Below are 18,711 nucleotides of genomic sequence, written 5' to 3'. Positions count from 1 at the left end.
CTATACCCTCGGTTGACCGGCCCGATCAATTCGCTCGTAAGCCGACACTCCGAAGAGATTTGCGGTTGGCACTTCCCCATTGCAAATGGGTAACAGGACAAGCTGCATCTGTCAGACAAAGATTTGCTAGAACTCCTTCCTGTTATCACGGATGTCTACGAGTTGAGCGAAGCAGAACCGGCTTGCCCTTCTGTGGTCTGGCGCGCAAGAAGATCGGCGCCAATCGGCTTGCCATTCTCCCAGACGAATGGATGGAGCGGCGGCACTTCAGTGTTGGGATCAGGGGTCGAGCTGGTAAGCGAGCTGCCAACGACTAGTCCCTGGTTTACACAGCCAGCGGTGACCCAAGCATCGGGACCGCCGAACGTGCCGAGATCAATTATTTTTCCATCTTTCCAAATGAATGGGTGGGTCGCTGAAGGCCAGGCGGCCCGAAAATACTTGCGAACCGATCGGGAATGTCGTCAATCGTAGCCATTCCAACTACTAACCCCGTCATTCGTGATATTTGTCGCGAGGCTCCACGCTCCGCCAAGCGTCCCCACGTCCTCAATCTCTCTCCCCTTCCAGAAGACGGCTGTACTAACGGGTACGCCGATGAGCGGATCAAACAAACTATTTTGTGAAAATCCGACTCTCCAGCCGCGGGCAGTAATTGCGCGTGCGGTGCTACTGTTATCGCCGCGAAGCGCTCCCAAGTCCGTAAGAAGGCTGTGCTTCCATCGGACGGCGTGAGTCACAAAGCGCTTCCGCGTTCTCTAAAAACATTCGCTCGAGAGCACTCAGTGCACCAAACGTCTTTAAGCAATTTGGATTTGCGGACCTGCGGAATTCGAGTGTGAGCCTTATATTGGGTGAATCCTGGCAGACTCGGATTTTCTTCTAAATAGTTCGACTGAGAGTGCATCGGCCCGAACCTCTGGATATGTGATGCTCTTTATAGATAGCAGAAGACTATATAAGACCGCTCCGAAATGAATACAAAGCCCCTATCACCAGGCACACGAGTGTGAATTGATTGCGTGAGTTAACCGTTCGACATAAGTAGAAAGACCTCGAAGTTGATCTGTCCGAGGACGATGCCGATTCGGTCGGAGCGACTCACATTCTACGACTGGCCCTCCTCCAACCCGAGACGCGAACAACTGGCACGTCTAAGAAATCCCGATATCGAATGACGAAAGGCGCCCATTATCGGCCACTTCTTTTCGTTGGCCTCCGTTGGTCTACTCGTTGCTCAGACGTCGCAGGCGCAACTCACGTCCGAGTTTCTTCCACAGAGAAGCAGCCGAACCAAACGATTCCCATCCCCGTTTTACGAGTCTCGTCGAGACTTCGCAGCAAAATGCCCGGTTGACAATTGCAGCTTTGCGACGTTGTCGGTGTTGCCTTCCCCTTCCTTAGGGTTGTCAAGATTGTCAGATACAACAATTATCTTGGGTGGACGAACGGCGTCAGCATCATTCTGATGCTTACATCATAAGGCCGACGCGGCGGGACATCAGAGGAAGGCAAAATGGAGGGGCGGCCGAAAAATCCAATCGAGCGTTGTCACGACTGGTGGTGGTTGACCAAATTGTCATCCTATAAGTAATGTAAGAGTGATAATCTAGTACTTCGTCGTTCGATTGTCAGGTGTTTCTCCCTATCCCACTGATCAGTCCATTGAAGCCCCATTTTTAATCGAGAGGGCAACAAGAATTTACAGACAACTCATTAACCACGAGGAGGGCTCCATGCCTAGAAGAGACTATTCCGTCGCTCCTGTGCTCCGTCTGCACGAACTGAGCAAGTACCGGCAGTTATCGGACATCTCCACGCGCAGAAGACTAAGGTACCAAGATCAGGCCGACATAGACCTCGCGCCTAAACTTCCAGCGGACGCCGCATCTTATGAACTGGATGATAGGTCAGAACCTTCAGTGTCGAGCTTCTGATTGTTTCGGCGCCGGTATTTCCGGATTGTTACCGCGCCGTCGAAGGTTCGAGTGTTAGGGTTGAAAACCAAGCGGGACGCCTCTTGCCAGATCGAGGAGATGATGGTCGGCAGTGACCCCATGATATGCACCGGAATGATCTGCCCAACTGCTCCTTGTCAGCGGGCTCCACCAATCACCGTTTGAAGCGGCCGCCGGCTGCTGCGGTTGAATCGCTGTATCCGGTCCAGCTCCGGACGTAGCAAGCACCAAACCGCTCGACTTGTGCATGATCATGTAGTAGTTTTCGGTCGCCATCAGGCGTGGCGCGCGGTGCAATTTGTCGGTATGTCACCGCAGTTTCCGGCCGTCACTACGTCCCATTCCTGATTGGCATTCGTTCCTGCAATCGCCGTCACCTGAGCGGTTTGAAGATGCGGGACCACAAGACTGCCGGTAGTAGTGTCGCCGTTCGTATCAAGGACGTTGGTTCCCCGTCTTCGGTCCATATTGATGCGGTCGCCCTGTAAATCGGGAGTGACAGTAACTTCTTAGAAGCCGACTGTCCTTCTAATGAACATTTTGTCCCTCGCCACTGATTGATCATCTCCGTGTAGCCCGTTACTCGGGAGCAACACGAAAGTTTTGAGCTTGTGCAAAGCTCAAGTGCGTTGGCGAATATACATCAAATGACGCCGAGTGGCCCGCGTAGGCTGAACTCAGCGGTGAAGCTGATTCAGAGAACAACCACGGAGGCTCCTCGATGGCGACTATGAACTATATCGGATTGAACGTTCACAAGAAGTGGATCAGCTGCTGCGTAAAGGACGTGAGTGGCCGGATACAGCAGGAAGGCAAGGTCAGGTCAACCCGACGCGAGCTGGATTGTTAGATCTGCCGAGCGCAGTAACCGATGCCGACAGCCACATTGTTGCGTTTAGAACATCCTCAAACTGTTGATTTGCACGCTCTCCCACCTGCGCGTTAACTTGGAGCCAGACAGATTGTCAGTCTTCGTCAAATATCTGACCAGAGATCTCGCATGAAGAAGAAGCTTTTCTGTGGAGAGGATTGTCGCCGTATTGCGTACGGTAGAGCTGGAAGTGCCCAACATGGACAATAACGCGGATGTATAGGGCTGAAATAGTAATGCGAAGCGTAATGGCTGCGTTCGATAACTTTCCATTCAACTCCGATAACTAAGGCCCATTCTGAAGTCAATTACGTGAGGGGAGACTAGGACACTAGTCACCTGTTATCTGTATTGGGCCAGTTATGACGGGCTTTCGTAAATACATTTAATTTATTGTGTCGGCTAGCTTACATAAGCATATACTGGCCCACAGTTCGGCCGAGGCACTTTTAGAGTGCTGAGTGGAGATGTGATGGCCTTAATAAGGATTCTGTTGGTTGATGACGATGAGCTTACGCGCCTAACCATGGACGCACTACTGAAAGATCACGGATTCGAAGTAACAAATGTCTCAAGTGTTTCTGAGGCTTTGAAGCGTATAAGCTCAGAAACGTATGACGTGCTTCTCAGCGACCTCCACATGCCGGGAGCAGGAGATGGGCTTACCGTCGTGAGCGCGATGCGCCATGCGAATCCAAGAGCTATCACCATGTTGTTAAGTGCCTTTCCGGAGATGGACGCCGCCGCCCAGGCCATATTGTTACAGGCCGATCAGATCATGGTGAAGCCTATGGATATCAAGGCTATAGTTGCAGCCATCGAGCAAAGATTGACAAGCGGCACTCCCTCCGTTCGTGTTGTAGAGACTGTGGCAGAAATTATCGAACGCTCAACCGAAATAGCTATTCAAGCATGGTTTGAACTTGTCGAAACCGACGATATTGTGATGGCAGTTCCACTAAGTCGCGAAGACCGTTGCGGTCATCTGCCCCTGGTATTTCGCGACCTAACAGCTCGTCTCCTATCTTGCAGGCCGATTGGCAGCAGAGAGGTGTTATCACCAGCGGCTTCTCAGCATGGCATCATACGGCGTAAGCAAGGGTATACGGCTGCAATGATGGTAGAAGAGTCGCGCATGTTACAAGTTACGATCTTTGATACATTGCAAAGAAATCTAGCCAGCATTGATTTCAGTGTGGTGTTACTAGGGGTGATGATCATTGCGGATGAGATCGACTCACAACTTAGCCAAGCGATGCAGGCCTATATTGGAGAGTCGGTCAGTGATTCGCTGCCTGCTTGAGTACAGACTTCTGATTGCGCCTGAAAGCCAGCCGGCAAAGCCGTCCGGAGCGGGAGCAAATTCCTGTTTTGTGAGGTGTCCCTAATATGGGAATTTCTAGGATCAGAATTTCTATTAGTTAAGGACGTGCTTTCAGTAGAAAGCTATTTTTATCGGCAATAAAAATGACAATTGAACCAATAAACTCCATGTCCCAGATGAATAGGGTGGTTCCGTGACCCAAACGGGGGGTACTTCTCACAAGATAACTGTGGCATCGTGAGTTAGTACTTAACCGTGTTGCTGATGAAAGTTGGCACCCAGCAGAGCAGTTCGGGAGCGTCTCACCATGAATCATGGCACCTATTTCATCTTTTCCATTCCAGTCATATCAATTGTCGTCATCGCGATTTATCAAGTTTTCGATGAAATTAGGGAAAAGAATTTCATCCTTGAACGCCGGACTAAAATGTCTGCTGATCAGCCTTCGGCAGAATCCCTAAGCCGCCGGTATTCCGATGCAGTACCGCCGGGGACTCTTCGCAACCCTGAAACATCCACTTCTGGTCCCACCACTGAAGTGTTGGCGCCGCGGGCTCACGAGGTTTAGCGGTCTCTTGTTCGTGCATCTGATCGACCACGTTAGGGCCGGAGCCGATGGTCGGTGCAGCCGTTTCATGATGGTTATGAACAGCCAGGTAGTCAGGAGACCGACAACGCTGGCTATCCGATCGACCATCGCCGGGTGGCCTTCACCGCAATTGCAATGCACGGTATCCAGCGAATACATCGTAGACGCTGAGCACCGTAACGACCGCCAGGAACGCGTAGATAAAGATTTCAGATTGCCCATATAGGGAAGATGACAAGGCCAATGGCATCACCGATGCTTATCGCTCGGCTCGGCCTCATCTCCTCGCCTTCTCCATAGTTACCGGAGCACAGCATCGCTTTCGAACTTTGCGATAAACTTTATCGCAAGAAGATTGCATCCCGATCGATGTCATAATCCCAAATTGTCATTCACCGCAACGGCGATCTCCTGCTCAGAGCAGACTACTCATGTCACATCAAGCTAGATATATGACATTTAGCCTGAACAGAATACGACGGAGATAGTGAAAAGCAACAGTCGAGTCCCTGTGACAATCCAACACGATCCTTTCCCGTGGGTGACAACCGGATGGAGGCGCCCAAAGCAGCCCCGTGGGCTTCTCCGAACACCTCCGATCCTTCATTCCTCACAGCAACCGCGCAGTGGCTACAATGGCAACAGCGTTCCCTACACGGCGACCGGGATACTCTTGGCCGGCGTCGCGGCCGCCGTCTTCATATGTGGCGCCGTGCCCGCCGCCACCGAGATATATCCTGCCCCGGTTTCCCATCCACTTGCCCCGAATGCAGCTTCGTTGATGGCTCCGTTGGCCTCGTAGTAGACGCGCAGCTGCTGCTGGCCGCTGCTATCGGTCCACGCCAGACTGTCGAGGGGTGTGTTCGGGATGGCGGGCGGCAGGGTCGCCCCCTTGGTCCACTGGCTGCCGGTCCAGCAGTATTCCTGAACCACATTGTCTGCGTCCTGATAGTAGAGACGGATCTCGACATTGCCCCAGGCCACTGCAGTCAGTGCGGTTCCCGGCAGGGCGGTGGGCAGGGTTGCGCCCTGCGTCCAGCCATTTCCAGTCCAGCAATACTCCTGGATGGCGTTACTTGCGTCCTGGTAGTAGACGCGAAGCTGCGCATCTCCCCACGTGACCGCCGCCAACGCGCTTCCCGCGGCAGCGGTGGGCAGCGTGGCACCTGTCGACCAGCCGTTTCCGGTCCAGCGGTACTCCTGGATGACGTTGTTCGCATCTTGATAGTAGACGCGAATCTGAACGTTGGCCCAGCAGACTGCGGCCAGCGCGCTTCCCGCGGCGGCAGTGGGCAGGGTGGTACCCTGCGCCCAGCTGTTGCCGGTCCAGCAATACTCCTGGATGACGTTGTTCGCATCCTGGTAGTAGACGCGAATCTGAACATCGGTCCAACACACCGCCGCCAGCGCGCTTTCCGGGACGGCGGCTACGGGCAAGGTCGCTCCCGGCGTCCAGGTGGAACCGGTCCAACGGTTCTCGAGGATCTCGTTACCGACACCCTGATAATAGATCCGCAGCTGCGGCTGCTGGGTCCACTGCACGCCTCCGATCTTAGTCCCGGACTGGGCCGGACGGGCCAGCATCGTCACTACTGCCGCACCGTTGGGCACGCCCAGACCGCTGCAGGCATTCCAGATGGGACCAGCGTTGTAGCCGATGCCGGAGTAAATGTTATTGCCCTGCAGAATCTCCCGGAACGGCTGTCGGTTGGCGTAGAGCTGGGGCATGTAGAAGCCGACCCGCTGGGCGGCCGCCTGGTTGACCAGGGCGGTAAGTCCGGACCAGAGCGGAGCCACGGCGCTGGTACCTCCATAGACCAGGGTGCTCCCGTTGACGACCACGTTGTAACCGCTGGCCGGGTCGGCATCGCCCGCCACATCGGGCACGCCGCGGCGCACTTGGCCATCGTTGTAGCTGGGGGGAATGGGAACGGGGAGCTGGAAGGCGGGCTCGGGGAAGTAGTCGCTGATGCCCCCGCCGGTGCCATTGGTGCCCGAGTTCCATACCACCTCGCTGGTGATGGTGCTGCCATCGGTGGTGATGGTGGTGCCACCGCACCCGATGGCCCAGGGACTGGAGGCCGGGAAGTCGACGTTGGCCTTGCCGTTGTTGACGCCGTCGGTGGCAAGTTGGTCACCGGAGGCCGCGAAACAGGAGACCAACATGGTCGCCGCATCCTGGAAAGCGGTGTTCATGGTCTGCATGGCTTGGGAACCTTCCGCGGCCCAGTCGACCTCCGCCGCTCCCCAGCTGATGGAAATGACGCTGGGGTTGTTGGCGGTGTCGTTGGCCGCCTGGGTGATGGCGTCGGCGAAGCCCTGTGTGGTGTTGGGCGCGAAGTAGACGGCGATTCGGGCGCCGGGCGCGTTGCCTCCGGCGACCTGGATGTCGAGGGCGACCTCGGGATTGGCGCCTGAACCGTCGTCAGGGTTGTTGATGGCTCCGTCGACCGAGACGGCTACGACAGTAGGCACAGGCAGACTCATCTGGGAGAACGCGGAGGTTATGTCGTTGGGATAGTAGCCGCCGGCGAGCTCGATCAGGGCGATGCACTGGCCGCTGCCGTTGGCGTCGGTGGGGAAGTTGTAGAGTGCTCCCACCTGGTTGGGCCAGTAGGCGGCGTTCTGGGCGTGGGGCGCCGCGATGGCAGGAACGAGGCGGGGCTGAGCGATGGGATGGTCGTCGAGACCGAGGACCGACTCGACCGACTCGACGAGATTGTCGGGGAGGTGGAGTGTGCCCTGGTAACGGCGCGACTCCCGCTTGCCATCCGTGTAGACGCCTAGGTTGACCTGGAAAGCGGCCTGAATCTGGGTGACGGTGCCGGAGAGCTTGACCAGGCGGCGCTCGGTCTCGACCGAGGTGACAGTCAAGCCATGCAACTCGGCGAACTCGCGCAGGAACAGGACATCGCCTTCATGCTCGGTGACGCGGCGGGCATGGACGGCGGATTTGCGGGCGACCGCTTCGTGCGGCAACGCGGCTGCGTCCAGCTCGGTGCGGGGTTTGAAGTAGACGCTGATCTCCACGCGTTGCTGTGGATCGGCATCGCGTACGCGGCTGAACTCGGAGGACAATACATGGTTACTCGATGGAAATTCCTTCATCTGTCTGCCCGGCATAATTATCTCCATGGTTACTCTGGATCGATCGCATGGTATTGCTTAGGCCGGCGGGATGTGGTGGCCCGTCTGGGCACACAGACGCCCTCGCCTGGCTTCAGCGTGGAGTGATGAGGTTCAGGTGCGCGTTGTGAGTTCGACGCTCGCTAATCAGGGAGTTGAAAGAAAGGCCAGGAGAGATGAGGCGGTGCAACAAAGGACCCATGTGCACCACGAAGAATTGCACGCATCAATAAACTACCCTATGGCCAGCGATGTCAATAGGCTCTCGCTGAATATTTCGACTGGACGCTCACGAGGGGGAGTGTCTGGTGGAAGACATAAGCCTGTTGCCCTTAACACAATTACGCATGTTGCTAGCGTTCTCAGTTCTGCTGAACTTCCAAATAATTGTTGAGATGGTCTCTAACGACCCGGTAGCATTCGCACGACCGTGCCTCCAGCCCTCTTCGGTCGGTAATTGTGACCTTGCCTCTGGAATATTCGATAAGATGCTCGCTTTGCAGTCGCGCAGCTGCCGAACTGACCGTAGAGCGATTGGTGCCCAGCATATCCCCAAGGTATTCATGTGTCAGTTGGAGAACGCTGGACTCTGACCGATCCGCACACAACAGCAGCCACCGTGAAAGGCGTTGAGCGACTACATGATGGGCGATGCAACCTACCGACTGACACGCCTGGATTAGCAACGCCTGCTGGTAACGAAGGACAACATCATGGAAAAGGCCAAAGCGCGAGAACTCTGCCACGGCTGACTCAGTTCGGCAGGAGAAGCCATGGCCGCCCATCTGCATGTACACCTTATTGAGGCTTAGCTTCGTTCCAATGAGAGCTGAGCCACCCATAATGGACTCGTAGCCGAACAATCCGACTTCGACCTGAAAGCTGTCGTCGAAAGTGGTGGTCATTGAGCCGATGCCTTCCTCAATGAAGATCAAGTTGTCGATGGGGTGACCTGGGTTCTCAATCTCCTGACCAATTGGCAGTTTCAGCGGTCTGAGTTGCAGTCGGGCGGTTATTTCGGGGTCAAGTGCGCCGAGTAATTTGTTCTTGAAAACGATAGGATTCATATACCACTCCTGCGAGGACTCTAGCAGGTATGTTGCATAGGCAACATATTCCAGCCGGGGCATTAGTTACCTTTTTCGCCGAGAGAATGTTTGCCGTCATGGCGGCAATCTTTTCCTTCTCCTCGTCGGATTTAACCGGGCCCTTGAGGGCTACGGCTCCATTAAGAGTGACGATCTTGATATTGTGTCCTAAGTTGAAAGAGTCTTATCGGCGGTGATCGTCTTGGCATCTTGGCAGTCGTAATCCGGTCAGACTGGGCATTTGCCTGATTATCGGCAGTTGGTATCTGACTCTTGTTCTGATTCAAGTTGTCCGGTACCGTTTGCGCAGTTCCGGTTTGGGATGTAGGTCAAAACGCGTTGATGCTATTGGTGCAGCAGCAAAGCGCTACCGCGGCAGACGCAATTGCGGAATTACGAAGAAGTGTCACGGATCAGTGCCTTTCGAGTGACCTGAGCTTCCAACCGCAGTAATGAGATGCGCAACTAGTTTCTGTCTCATCTTGAGTAAACCGAATCTGATGAAAGCCACGACAGGTTAGTTGTCCTGCCGAAAATCAAGGCTTGCCTGCGAAGATAAGAGACCGCTTTGGTATTGAAAGAGATGGGAAACACCAGAGACGAAACGAAAAGACCGCAGAGCTAATCGACTGTCTCTAAGGGATATCCGCGCATCGAAGACCTCTACCTTATATGCAAATGCGCGGGGCCTCAGCCCTCCTGACCCCAGGAAAGACTAGAACACTACCCTTTGGGGCTTGCTAAACGAATAAGCAAGAAACCACCAGCTTCTGGTACCCTCTCTGAACCATGGTCAAAGCCCGCTAGTCGAAAGGCCAGGAGCCTAACATCACTCCATGAATGATCCAAGAGTATGCTCCATCAACAAAGAAACGGGGCTTCCGAGCAACCAGTCCGACAGGGACCCTAGAAACGCTGGCGCTCTCCTTGCAGCTGAATGCGGGAACCCCGCTCACTTCAAGGTAATTGCTGCCGGGACAGATACCGTCGTATACGTCTGCTTCGAGCACATGAAGGAACTGCATAATATGGGATTAGAGGTAACTGAGCTAGAGAACTAGGATGCGAAATGTTGGTTCATATTTACTAGACAACACCGTGAAGCGCAGGCAGAGCGCGTAGCGCGATATTCAAAGCCTTTATACGCAGCTCCGTTGACACACATCAGATTCCTCTCAGGTGTTCCCGATCAGCCTCTTTAGAGGCTCGCGCAAACCTAAGGAACCGAAAGCGTTAGATATGACAGGCATCCGATTCAACTGGTAGAGGACTTCGTTAGCAAACAATTGAAAGATTTTGGGTAGCTAGCCTCGACCTTGATGCAGGGTCGATCACACTAAATCGTAGCCACTTATCGTACTGGAAGCATCCTATGGCCTATCGATTAGTTTTATGGCGCTGTAGGAAGCTATGGAGAGTGTGATGAGTACCCAACCGGATGTATTGCGAATAGATCGCGACGAATTGACATTGTTAGAGTTACTTCCACGTGAGCACGCAGATCGCACGGAACGCGGCGCCTCGTATGCGATGTGGAAAGCGGAGGAGGGAAAATCCCTCAATCCATGTCCTCGGCAAGCGGCATTGCGAGCTGAGTGGCAAGCTGTGATCGACAAGGGAGTCGGGTACAACGCAAATGGCGCTCCACTCTCGCCTGACGTCACTATGAACGACGCCGCGAACCGTACGGATGCTCGACAGATTCGCGAATGTCTCATAGCGCATTCCCTCAATTGCCCCCAATGCGCTGTCTTTCCTATGCCGGTGCCGGACACAGTAGATGAGCAGGGGTGAGCAAGGGACTCAAGTCCAGATTCCCCTGTGTTAAGTACCGGGGTCGACCTTACTTAAGAAGCTCGACGGTTCGATCTAAAACCAAACTTGTTCCCGGCCAGATGTTCGCATATTAGCACCCTCTATGTCACGATTCCGCACGCAGAACAAAGATCGAATTGATGCTAATTACTGAGTACACAATTTCCGCACGAAGGTATGCATACCTTCGTTCCGTAGCGAGTGCGGGATCGTTTAGACAAATTGAACACTTGTAGGTTGCCAAGATAGTTATAGAAAGAGGGCTAAGCTCTGCTTCATACAAGGAATGCACACAAGCTCCGGTACGGCGTGCAGTAGTTGGATGTATTTGACCGTGATATAGGAGACTTATCGTGCACTATTGGATTGGCAAGCTATAACAGATTCATAGTCACACTTGTCCGAATAGCCGGTTTGTCGGTTACTCGGCGATTGACAACTTATCGATCGAAAAGGTTATGCATAATCAGGTTCGCTACGTGACCGTAGCAAGTTTCATTTACTCACAAGCTTCATGTACTCAGCATGCGCTCGCTTCAGGACCGGTATCGAAGCATCCGCTCCTGCCCACTCCGCAAGAAAGTCCTCATAAGCCTGCTTCGCCTTATCCGTTTCACCCGCCAGTGCCAATGCCCTTCCCATCTGCAAGTGCGCCAGCGCTCCGATCGGCTCGCTTCCCACAACCCCACGATGATCCAAAATCTTCTGAAACTCCGTCGCCGCCTCCGCCCCTTTGCCCGCAGCCAGATAGGCCTCTCCCCTTACATACACCGGATGCAGCGCTCCGCAGAAATCACGTGCCGCGCCTACTTCAAAAGGAGCAGCCACCTGCAGCTCTTCAATTGCCTTAGCCGCATCACCGTGATTCAGCGCAAGTTGTGCTCGAATCACCGGCAGATAGCTGAACCGCACCACCGTATTCTCCGGAAAATGTCTCGCAAGGTCATCCGCCATTCCCTGAGCCTGCGACGTTTCTCCCGACAGCGCCATCGCATACGCAGCGCAATACTCCACCTCGCGATCCTTCGAAAGCGCGAACGCTGCCAGCGCTCTAGTGAGCGCTTCCGCCGAGTTCCCGAACACCGCCTCCCGCATCGATGCTGCCGCCTCCCACGCGCCTGCTCTCTCCGGCATCGCCTGCTGTCTCGCATAGTCCACCGCCCGCCGCGACATCAACCTTGCACGTTGCAGATGACCCGAGTACGCCAGCGCCAAGGCCTCTTTGTTCGAAATCCACGTCTCGCCTCCCGACCTCTGTCGAGCCCGCGCGGCCACTTGCTCCATTCCCGCCCGGTCGCCTCTCAGAAAGGCGATGTCGTAATCGAGCATCAGAAACTCGTCGATCTCCAATCCCCGCCCGGCCGCGCGCCGAAGAACATTTCCCGCCTCATCCAGCCGATTCAGATAGACGTTGTTCACTGCGATATTGAAATACGCAATCGCAAAATCCGGATCAAGCTCAATCGTTTTTCGGCCTTCCGCAATCGCCTCTTCGAATCGACCCGCAGCTTTGTTCGGATAGCCCGACAACATCACATGTGGCGCCGCGTCGCGCGGATACATCTGCGACCAGGCCTCCAGCGTCTGGCGCGCCGCTTCCAGATTTCCCGTCGCAAGAATCGCATAGTTAGCATCAATAACGAACTTCTCTCGATCGCTCGCATGGTCCCGCAACTGCCACGCCCTCGTTGAACTCACTACCGAGAGATCGCCCTCTTCCACGTCGGCATAGGCGCGCCCAAGCGTCGAATAGGCCAGCGCAAAATTTGGATCAGTCTCTACCGCCCGCTGCAGGAACGGCAAACCAGTCCCGCTTGTCGTATGAAGCTTCCAGCCCATACTGAAAGCCTCCAACGCTTCCAGCGAAGGTGTCGTTGCCTCAGCCAAAGGAGTGTTGTGTTCCTGAATCGTGGTAAGCGACTCACCCAGCCGCTCTCTGAACCGTCTCGAAATCTGACCGAGCGCATTCAAAACATCTTCTTTCTTCGCTACCTGCACCTGCTCCTGGTCGAGCACTTCGCCAGTGCGGCAGCTCTTCGCTCGCAACTCCAGTACATATTGACTCCCCAGCGGTGCAATCGAGCCCCCCAGGATGGCAGCGCTCCCCGTTCTTTCGCACACTCCCCGAGCGATCTCCGGAGTAATCCTCGCGTCGGCAGCGTGGCCCATCAGTGCCAGCATGTGCCGGATACGCTGGTCCGAGACAACGCTCAGGAAAGGCGATTGCTCCAACTCGATCGCCAGTCCCTCACGAAGCGTCTCGTCAAACACGGGGTCGCCGGTGGAGTTCGCAAAATCGGCAAGCACCACTGTATCTCTTGACCCCAGAACCGTCCGCCGATGCGCGAGAAACCGCCACAACATCCCTAGGCCGACGACCAGCAGGATGACCACTCCCACCGCGAGCCATCTCCAGGGCCACGACCTGCTCTCCTTCACATCGACGTGCACTATGGAGTGCGTCGCTGCGACAATCTTCACCTCCTGCTCCGGAATTACTTGAACATTCTCCGCCAGCCGGTAACCCCGCCCCGGCACCGTAACGATGTACCTGTGATCCTGTGCCGTCTCACCCAGCGCCTTCCGCAACATAAAGATGTTGCGGCTCAGGTTGGCCTCCTCCACAAAAGTGTCGGGCCACACCGCTCTCATTAGCTCGTCTTTGGTCACCACCTCCTCGTTGTGGCGAATCAGCACCAGAAGGATTTGAAAAGTCTTCGGCGTCAACGCGACAGGCTCACCCTCCCGCAGCAAAGTCTCTCTCTCTGGATCGACGCGGAACGGTCCGAACTCGTAGAGTTCCTTCGCCCTCTGGCCTGGGTTCGTGATCATTGGCGCACACTCACCTCACTCACAACCCGACGTCTGAAGATCAAATCCTAGCACGCACCCTGCGGAAAAGGCACTGTGAACGCGCTTAGCAAGTGCCTCTATTTACGCCATTTATGTCCGCTGCGAGAAATTATCAGAAGTTTTCAGAACGATTGTAAGGACTTATCGAGCCCTCTTCCCGCAAGCTCCACTCGTTTCCATCATTCGGGATTACCCCGGAAAGGGGAGAAGGGAAGACAGATCGCATGTCCAAACAAACCAGGATCACCATCGAAACCGAATCCCTTCTGATCCTGCGCGGCAGGACCTCTCGCCATATCTGGTGCCCTCACTGCGTCGCCGAAGTAGAAGTCATCGCGCTCGAAGAGGTCGGAGTCATCTCCAACCTCGATCAGTCTGCTTTCGAGCAGTGGGTCAACTCACCAGAACTGCACCGGTCAGAAACCCCCAGCGGTTCCACCCTTATTTGCCTGAATTCCCTGCTCGCTCGTGTGCAGAAAACAAAAACAATTTAACTCAGCATTTTCCGTTGCTGCCCAGACACAAGGAGACCAAATGAATCGCAAATTTTTCACAGCCAACTCAACCAAAGCCCTGCCGATCCTGATAGTGATGGCGTCAGTGTTCGCCGCTCAGGCTCAGCCACGACACCCCCTGCAATACAAACTCACCGACCTCGGCCCATCCGGCAATCCCTTCGGCCAGGCCGCCGGCGTAGGCGATAACGGCTTGGTCGCCGGCTTTGATACCGCCCCCGACGGTACATCTCATTCGATCCTCTGGTACAAAGGCAAGCCAATCGACATCAGCGCACCAGGACTCGGAGGCCCGAACAGCGGAGCCGGTGGCGTTAATCTCAGAGATCAGGTCATGGGCCAGGCCGAAACCTCCAAAAAAGATCCCAACAACGAAAACTTCTGTGCCTACTTTACCGGTCTCCAATGTCTGCCCTACGTGTGGCAATTTGGTGTCTTCACACCGCTCCCTACTCTCGGAGGCACCAACGCCAGTTTCGGAGCGATCAACAATCTTGGCGCCGTCTCTGGCTACGCGGAGAACAAACAGCGCGACCCCGATTGCCGTCCCGGTGTGGCAATCAACGGCACCGGCCCTCAGGTCCTCGACTTTGAACCCGTCATATGGGGACCACGGCCAGGGCACATCCGCCAACTTCCTCTCCTCCCCGGCGATACAGTCGGAATGGCCCTCGGACTTAATGATCTCGGACAAGCCGTAGGTACAACCGGCACATGCGCCAATACCATAATCGCTCCCTTCTTAGCCGGCCCTCATGCAGTTCTATGGGACATAGACGGCTCCGTTCACAACCTCGGCAACCTCGGCGGAACAATCAATAACGCCTTGCTCGGCTCAGGAACCGTGGCCCTTTCAATCAACAATCGAGGGCAGGTAACGGGGGTAGCGGATCTACCCGGCGACCAGATCTTTCATCCCTTCCTGTGGACCAGACAGACCGGCATGGTGGACCTCGGCGTACTGGACGGCGATGCCGTCGCCGGCGGGCTTGGCCTAAACAATTGGGGTGATGTCGTCGGCGCCTCGGTCACAGCGCCCGGTCCGGCGGGTGGCAACGCACGAGCATTTCTATGGCACAGAGGCCACATGAGCGATCTCAATGCGCTCATCCCGGCAAACTCATCCATGTATCTGATCACCGCCTTCAGCGTCAACGATGAAGGTCAGATCGCAGGCTTCGGCGTCGTCACCTCCGGCCCCGACGCCGGCGAAGTCCACGGCTTCCTCGCAACCCCAAAGTATTAACCCCGTTCACAAGTGCCCCATTCATGCGGGTCTCATCGGATGAATGGGGTACGCGGATCCAATCGGGTTCATTTGATGCATAATCGCCAATGCACTCATTGAGCCCTGAACAGGAACCTTGTGGTGTTCTGGATGAGTTGATTGAATGTTAAGTGATCGAGGAGCACGTGGTGTTGCATCGGCTGAACTCAGCGGTGAAGCTGATTCAGAGAACGACCACGGAGGCTCCTCGATGACGACTATGAACTATATCGGATTGGACGTTCACAAGAAGACGATCAGCTACTGCGTGAAGGACGTGAGTGGCCGGATACAGCAGCAAAGCATGGTCGGGTCAACCCGACGCGAGTTGGATTGTTGGATGAAGACTCTGCCCCAGCCGTGGACCGTTGCGATGGAGGCGACGATCTTCAGCGGCTGGATCTACGATCACCTGCTGCCGCAAGCCACCCAGATCAAGGTGGCACATCCATTGATGCTGCGCGCGATTGCTGCAGCCAAGAAGAAGAACGACCAGATCGATGCCAGCAAGCTTGCCGACTGCCTGCGATGCGACTTCCTCCCGGCGTGTCACATGATCCCTCGAGCGATACGGGATCGAAGGCGCACGTTGAGGTACCGGTATCTGCTGGTGCGGCAGATGGTGCAGATGAAAAACCGTGTCTCTGGCCTGCTGATGCTGCCAGGTCCTGCACGTTGCCGACTGAGCGAAGGAGATCTCCCGAGGCTCTCTACGAATCGTTTCGGGACTGGCAGAGAACACAAACTCAATCTTCGGTGATGGCCCTTCAAGGCCATAGACTGCAAATGGATGTCTGGTTCTGCTGAGCGCAGGAACCGATGCCGAGAGGCACATTGTTGCGCGTAGAACATCCTGAAACTGTTGACTGGCACGCTCTCCAGAGCGTGCCCCGGACACCCGTGCCTTAACTTGACAGATGACTTACATGGAGGTCGGCAACACGGAAGTTGGATTGCCACGTTAGCGATAAGTTTCCGGTTAGCCCGTCACTCGCCCGCGATCCTGTTAAGTGGCGATAACCTGCGGTGCCCAACCTTTAGTACCGAGAAGAATTCCATGGTTCTGCCTCGGCGCATTCAGCTGGAACATTCGTAGTGTCGACCAATCGAAACGAGCTCTCAACTCAGCCATGGAGACAGGAAGAACAACTTCATAGACTTGGATGGCGCAAAGTAGGTGGTTCTGGGGGAACCTGTAAAGCAGGAAGTCCACAATTTCGGTGATCGGCGGAGAGGTGCGGCGTAGGTCGACGCCGGAGGTCCTGTCGAACGCATCGCCCCAGGGCGGCGCGATGAACAGAATCAGCAGTTCATCCAGTCCTGCCGAGATGCCCGCCATTCCGGTGAGATAGTCCGTGTTCAGGATGTCGATGGGCAACGTCAGAGCTGCGATATTGTGTTGAGCGATCCGGAAAACTGCAGCATCCGACTCGAACCCGACACCCCTCAAGCCCGGGAGGTGCTGCAACAGCCAGTACAGCGTGTTGCCGGAGCCAGCGAAGAGATCGACCACTTGCGCCCGGACGCCGAGTAGTCGCGGGGCAGCAATAGTGGCAACCTCTTTGCCGATTGCATCGCCCAATCGATCGCGCGTGCATTCAACGGCCGTCCGTCCCAAAAGCCGGACACCCTTCGCATGCCAGTCATCTGGCCGCATCCCGTAGATGGAGATATAGTCGGCATCGCCATAGCTGTCGCTGCCGTAGCGCTGCACCTCCCACAGGTCCAGCACTGCATTACGCTTCGCGCCCAACAACAGCAGTTCACGGTCATACACGGGGAGCTCATCGCTCATGATCTGTCTCCAGCCTCAAACTGGGTACACATGCGTACGGTGGCGCGTTGAAATTCTATGTTCTCTCCGCAACAAAATGAAACCGGGACGCCGGTGCTCCGACTGCCTTCCTGATGGCCCGTCAACCACGCAGAGATTCTCCGACAGCATCGACTATGCCTCTTGAAGCGGTTTTCCGCGAGTTGGTGGACCAACGCAGAGAACCACAATTGAGGCAGTGATGAGAATCGGGTCGATGATCACAAACAACATCGATTTGCCGTGGATCGCGAATAGATGTCCAAAAACTAAAAGCATTGTCACGGCACCTACTCGTCCCCACGCAGACGCGATCCCCATCGCGGTCGCGCGAATCTCCGTGGGATACAGTTCGGGAGTGTAAGTGTAGATTGCTGTGGATCCAAGGGAGAGAAAGAAGACTGTTGATCCAGCGAACGTCATTATCTGGACAGGTGATTGCGAGTGTCCAAACAGTGTTCCAAACGCAGCGACCGAAGCAAATGAGAGCAGGATCGCGTATTTGCGATCGAGCCATTCGACCACATACCCTCCCAGTACATAACCGGGAATTGCCGCAGAATAGATGATGACAGAGTATCGGAAGGAGTTCACGATGGAATGCCCTTCTGCCGACAGTATGGTCGGGAGAAAAATCTGATACGTGTAGAGCACTCCGTATTCCGCGAACCAGGCAGCCCAGAGCATGAGTGTGAGGCTCCGATATGCTGTGCCGAGCAGTTCACTGGGGTGCACCCGACTTGGGGACACTTGTGGTCCTCTGGGGCGGGGGGCGACTGGTGGTAGGGCGCGACCTGTGGACTTCGCGACTTCATCCTCGACTTGCCTCAGGACGGCTTCCGCGTCGGCCATGCGACCGATTCGGATCAACCACCTGGGTGATTCAGGCAGCACCGATCGCATGACGCCTCCAATAAGAGCAAACGGAGCCGTCAGAAACAGCGCCCAGCGCCAGCCCAGGGTCGGAATGATCAGCAGAGCCCAGATCGATGAGAGTGCAATGCCGGCTCCGAAGAAAGCCATCATCCAACCAACTAATTTTCCTCGTGTTTGTGAGGGCCACAATTCCGCCAGGTAGGGAGGAACGGTCGAACTCTCAGCTCCGACGAAGAACCATGTGAAAAAGTTTAAGAAGGCAAATGCGCCGACCGTGTCAGTCAGCCCTCGGGACGCAGAGAAGACAGAGTACAAAATCAGTGTGAACAAGATCGTCTTCTTTCTACCCAGATGATCGGCAATAAAGCCACAAATGGCAGAACCCACAAGATAGCCGGACAGCCCGATGGCCGAGACGACGCCAATCGTCTTCGCATCGAAATGCCAGACGCTGCGAAGTGATGCGAGAACGAAACCAGTGACAGCCGTATCCAATGTGTCGAACAGCAGTGACAGGGCAGCGACGATAAGGATCTTCGCGTGGAACCGTGACGCGGGGAGACGATCAAGGCGATCAGAAGCTTCTCCAAGCGTCAATTGTTCCGTCTGTGCCATG

14 protein-coding genes and 1 pseudogene are annotated in these 18,711 nt (G+C 55.3%); 6 read left to right on the top strand and 9 right to left on the bottom strand.

Annotation, left to right across the window (positions count from 1 at the left end; genetic code table 11):
* Positions 1-155 precede the first annotated feature (155 nt).
* The 3 genes and pseudogenes from RBB82_RS23670 to RBB82_RS23660 all read right to left on the bottom strand — a co-directional run.
* Positions 156-413: pseudogene (locus RBB82_RS23670) on the bottom strand (hypothetical protein); the annotation flags it as partial.
* Positions 414-464: 51 nt separating this feature from the next.
* Positions 465-740: a hypothetical protein gene (locus tag RBB82_RS23665; RefSeq protein WP_433975572.1), complete on the bottom strand. Its 276-nt coding sequence runs from the start codon at positions 738-740 to the stop codon at positions 465-467.
* Between the two features lie 1,493 nt (positions 741-2,233).
* Complete coding sequence (locus RBB82_RS23660; protein ID WP_433975571.1) at positions 2,234-2,425, bottom strand: hypothetical protein; 192 nt, start codon at positions 2,423-2,425, stop codon at positions 2,234-2,236.
* A gap of 876 nt (positions 2,426-3,301) precedes the next feature.
* Between RBB82_RS23660 and RBB82_RS23655 the strand changes: the two genes are divergently transcribed.
* Both RBB82_RS23655 and RBB82_RS23650 read left to right on the top strand, forming a co-directional pair.
* Complete coding sequence (locus tag RBB82_RS23655) at positions 3,302-4,132, top strand: response regulator (RefSeq protein WP_433975570.1); 831 nt, start codon at positions 3,302-3,304, stop codon at positions 4,130-4,132.
* Positions 4,133-4,460: 328 nt separating this feature from the next.
* Complete coding sequence (locus RBB82_RS23650) at positions 4,461-4,721, top strand: hypothetical protein (protein WP_433975569.1); 261 nt, start codon at positions 4,461-4,463, stop codon at positions 4,719-4,721.
* Positions 4,722-5,393: 672 nt separating this feature from the next.
* On the opposite strand, the gene RBB82_RS23645 is transcribed toward RBB82_RS23650, so the two are convergent.
* From RBB82_RS23645 to RBB82_RS23635, 3 genes are all read right to left on the bottom strand, one after another.
* Entirely contained in the window at positions 5,394-7,865 is a 2,472-nt protein-coding gene (locus RBB82_RS23645) for a protease pro-enzyme activation domain-containing protein (protein ID WP_433975568.1), read from the bottom strand.
* A gap of 365 nt (positions 7,866-8,230) precedes the next feature.
* Positions 8,231-8,998, bottom strand: coding sequence for a Crp/Fnr family transcriptional regulator (locus RBB82_RS23640; protein ID WP_433975567.1), 768 nt, complete (start codon positions 8,996-8,998; stop codon positions 8,231-8,233).
* Positions 8,892-9,110 carry a BON domain-containing protein gene (locus RBB82_RS23635; protein WP_433976004.1) on the bottom strand — a complete coding sequence of 73 codons (219 nt, stop codon included), beginning with the start codon at positions 9,108-9,110 and terminating at the stop codon, positions 8,892-8,894. Before RBB82_RS23635 ends, RBB82_RS23640 begins: the two co-directional genes overlap by 107 nt.
* 1,268 nt (positions 9,111-10,378) lie before the next feature.
* Between RBB82_RS23635 and RBB82_RS23630 the strand changes: the two genes are divergently transcribed.
* Positions 10,379-10,750: a hypothetical protein gene (locus RBB82_RS23630; RefSeq protein ID WP_433975566.1), complete on the top strand. Its 372-nt coding sequence runs from the start codon at positions 10,379-10,381 to the stop codon at positions 10,748-10,750.
* A 516-nt stretch (positions 10,751-11,266) separates the two neighbouring features.
* On the opposite strand, the gene RBB82_RS23625 is transcribed toward RBB82_RS23630, so the two are convergent.
* Complete coding sequence (locus tag RBB82_RS23625; RefSeq protein WP_433975565.1) at positions 11,267-13,603, bottom strand: winged helix-turn-helix domain-containing protein; 2,337 nt, start codon at positions 13,601-13,603, stop codon at positions 11,267-11,269.
* 245 nt (positions 13,604-13,848) lie between these two features.
* On the opposite strand from RBB82_RS23625, the gene RBB82_RS23620 reads away from it, so the two are divergent.
* From RBB82_RS23620 to RBB82_RS23610, 3 genes are all read left to right on the top strand, one after another.
* On the top strand, positions 13,849-14,118 hold the full coding sequence (locus tag RBB82_RS23620; protein WP_433975564.1) for a hypothetical protein: 270 nt from the start codon (positions 13,849-13,851) through the stop codon (positions 14,116-14,118).
* Positions 14,119-14,158: 40 nt separating this feature from the next.
* Positions 14,159-15,385 carry a hypothetical protein gene (locus RBB82_RS23615; protein WP_433975563.1) on the top strand — a complete coding sequence of 409 codons (1,227 nt, stop codon included), beginning with the start codon at positions 14,159-14,161 and terminating at the stop codon, positions 15,383-15,385.
* 232 nt (positions 15,386-15,617) lie between these two features.
* Entirely contained in the window at positions 15,618-16,166 is a 549-nt protein-coding gene (locus RBB82_RS23610; RefSeq protein ID WP_433975562.1) for an IS110 family transposase, read from the top strand.
* Positions 16,167-16,412: 246 nt separating this feature from the next.
* On the opposite strand, the gene RBB82_RS23605 is transcribed toward RBB82_RS23610, so the two are convergent.
* Both RBB82_RS23605 and RBB82_RS23600 read right to left on the bottom strand, forming a co-directional pair.
* Positions 16,413-17,201: a hypothetical protein gene (locus tag RBB82_RS23605; protein ID WP_433975561.1), complete on the bottom strand. Its 789-nt coding sequence runs from the start codon at positions 17,199-17,201 to the stop codon at positions 16,413-16,415.
* A 153-nt stretch (positions 17,202-17,354) separates the two neighbouring features.
* Complete coding sequence (locus RBB82_RS23600) at positions 17,355-18,710, bottom strand: MFS transporter (RefSeq protein WP_433975560.1); 1,356 nt, start codon at positions 18,708-18,710, stop codon at positions 17,355-17,357.
* Position 18,711: the final 1 nt, after the last annotated feature.

This window comes from Tunturiibacter lichenicola (assembly GCF_051013355.1).
GTDB lineage: Bacteria > Acidobacteriota > Terriglobia > Terriglobales > Acidobacteriaceae > Edaphobacter > Edaphobacter lichenicola_F.
This window is presented reverse-complemented; position numbering and strand designations above follow the sequence as displayed.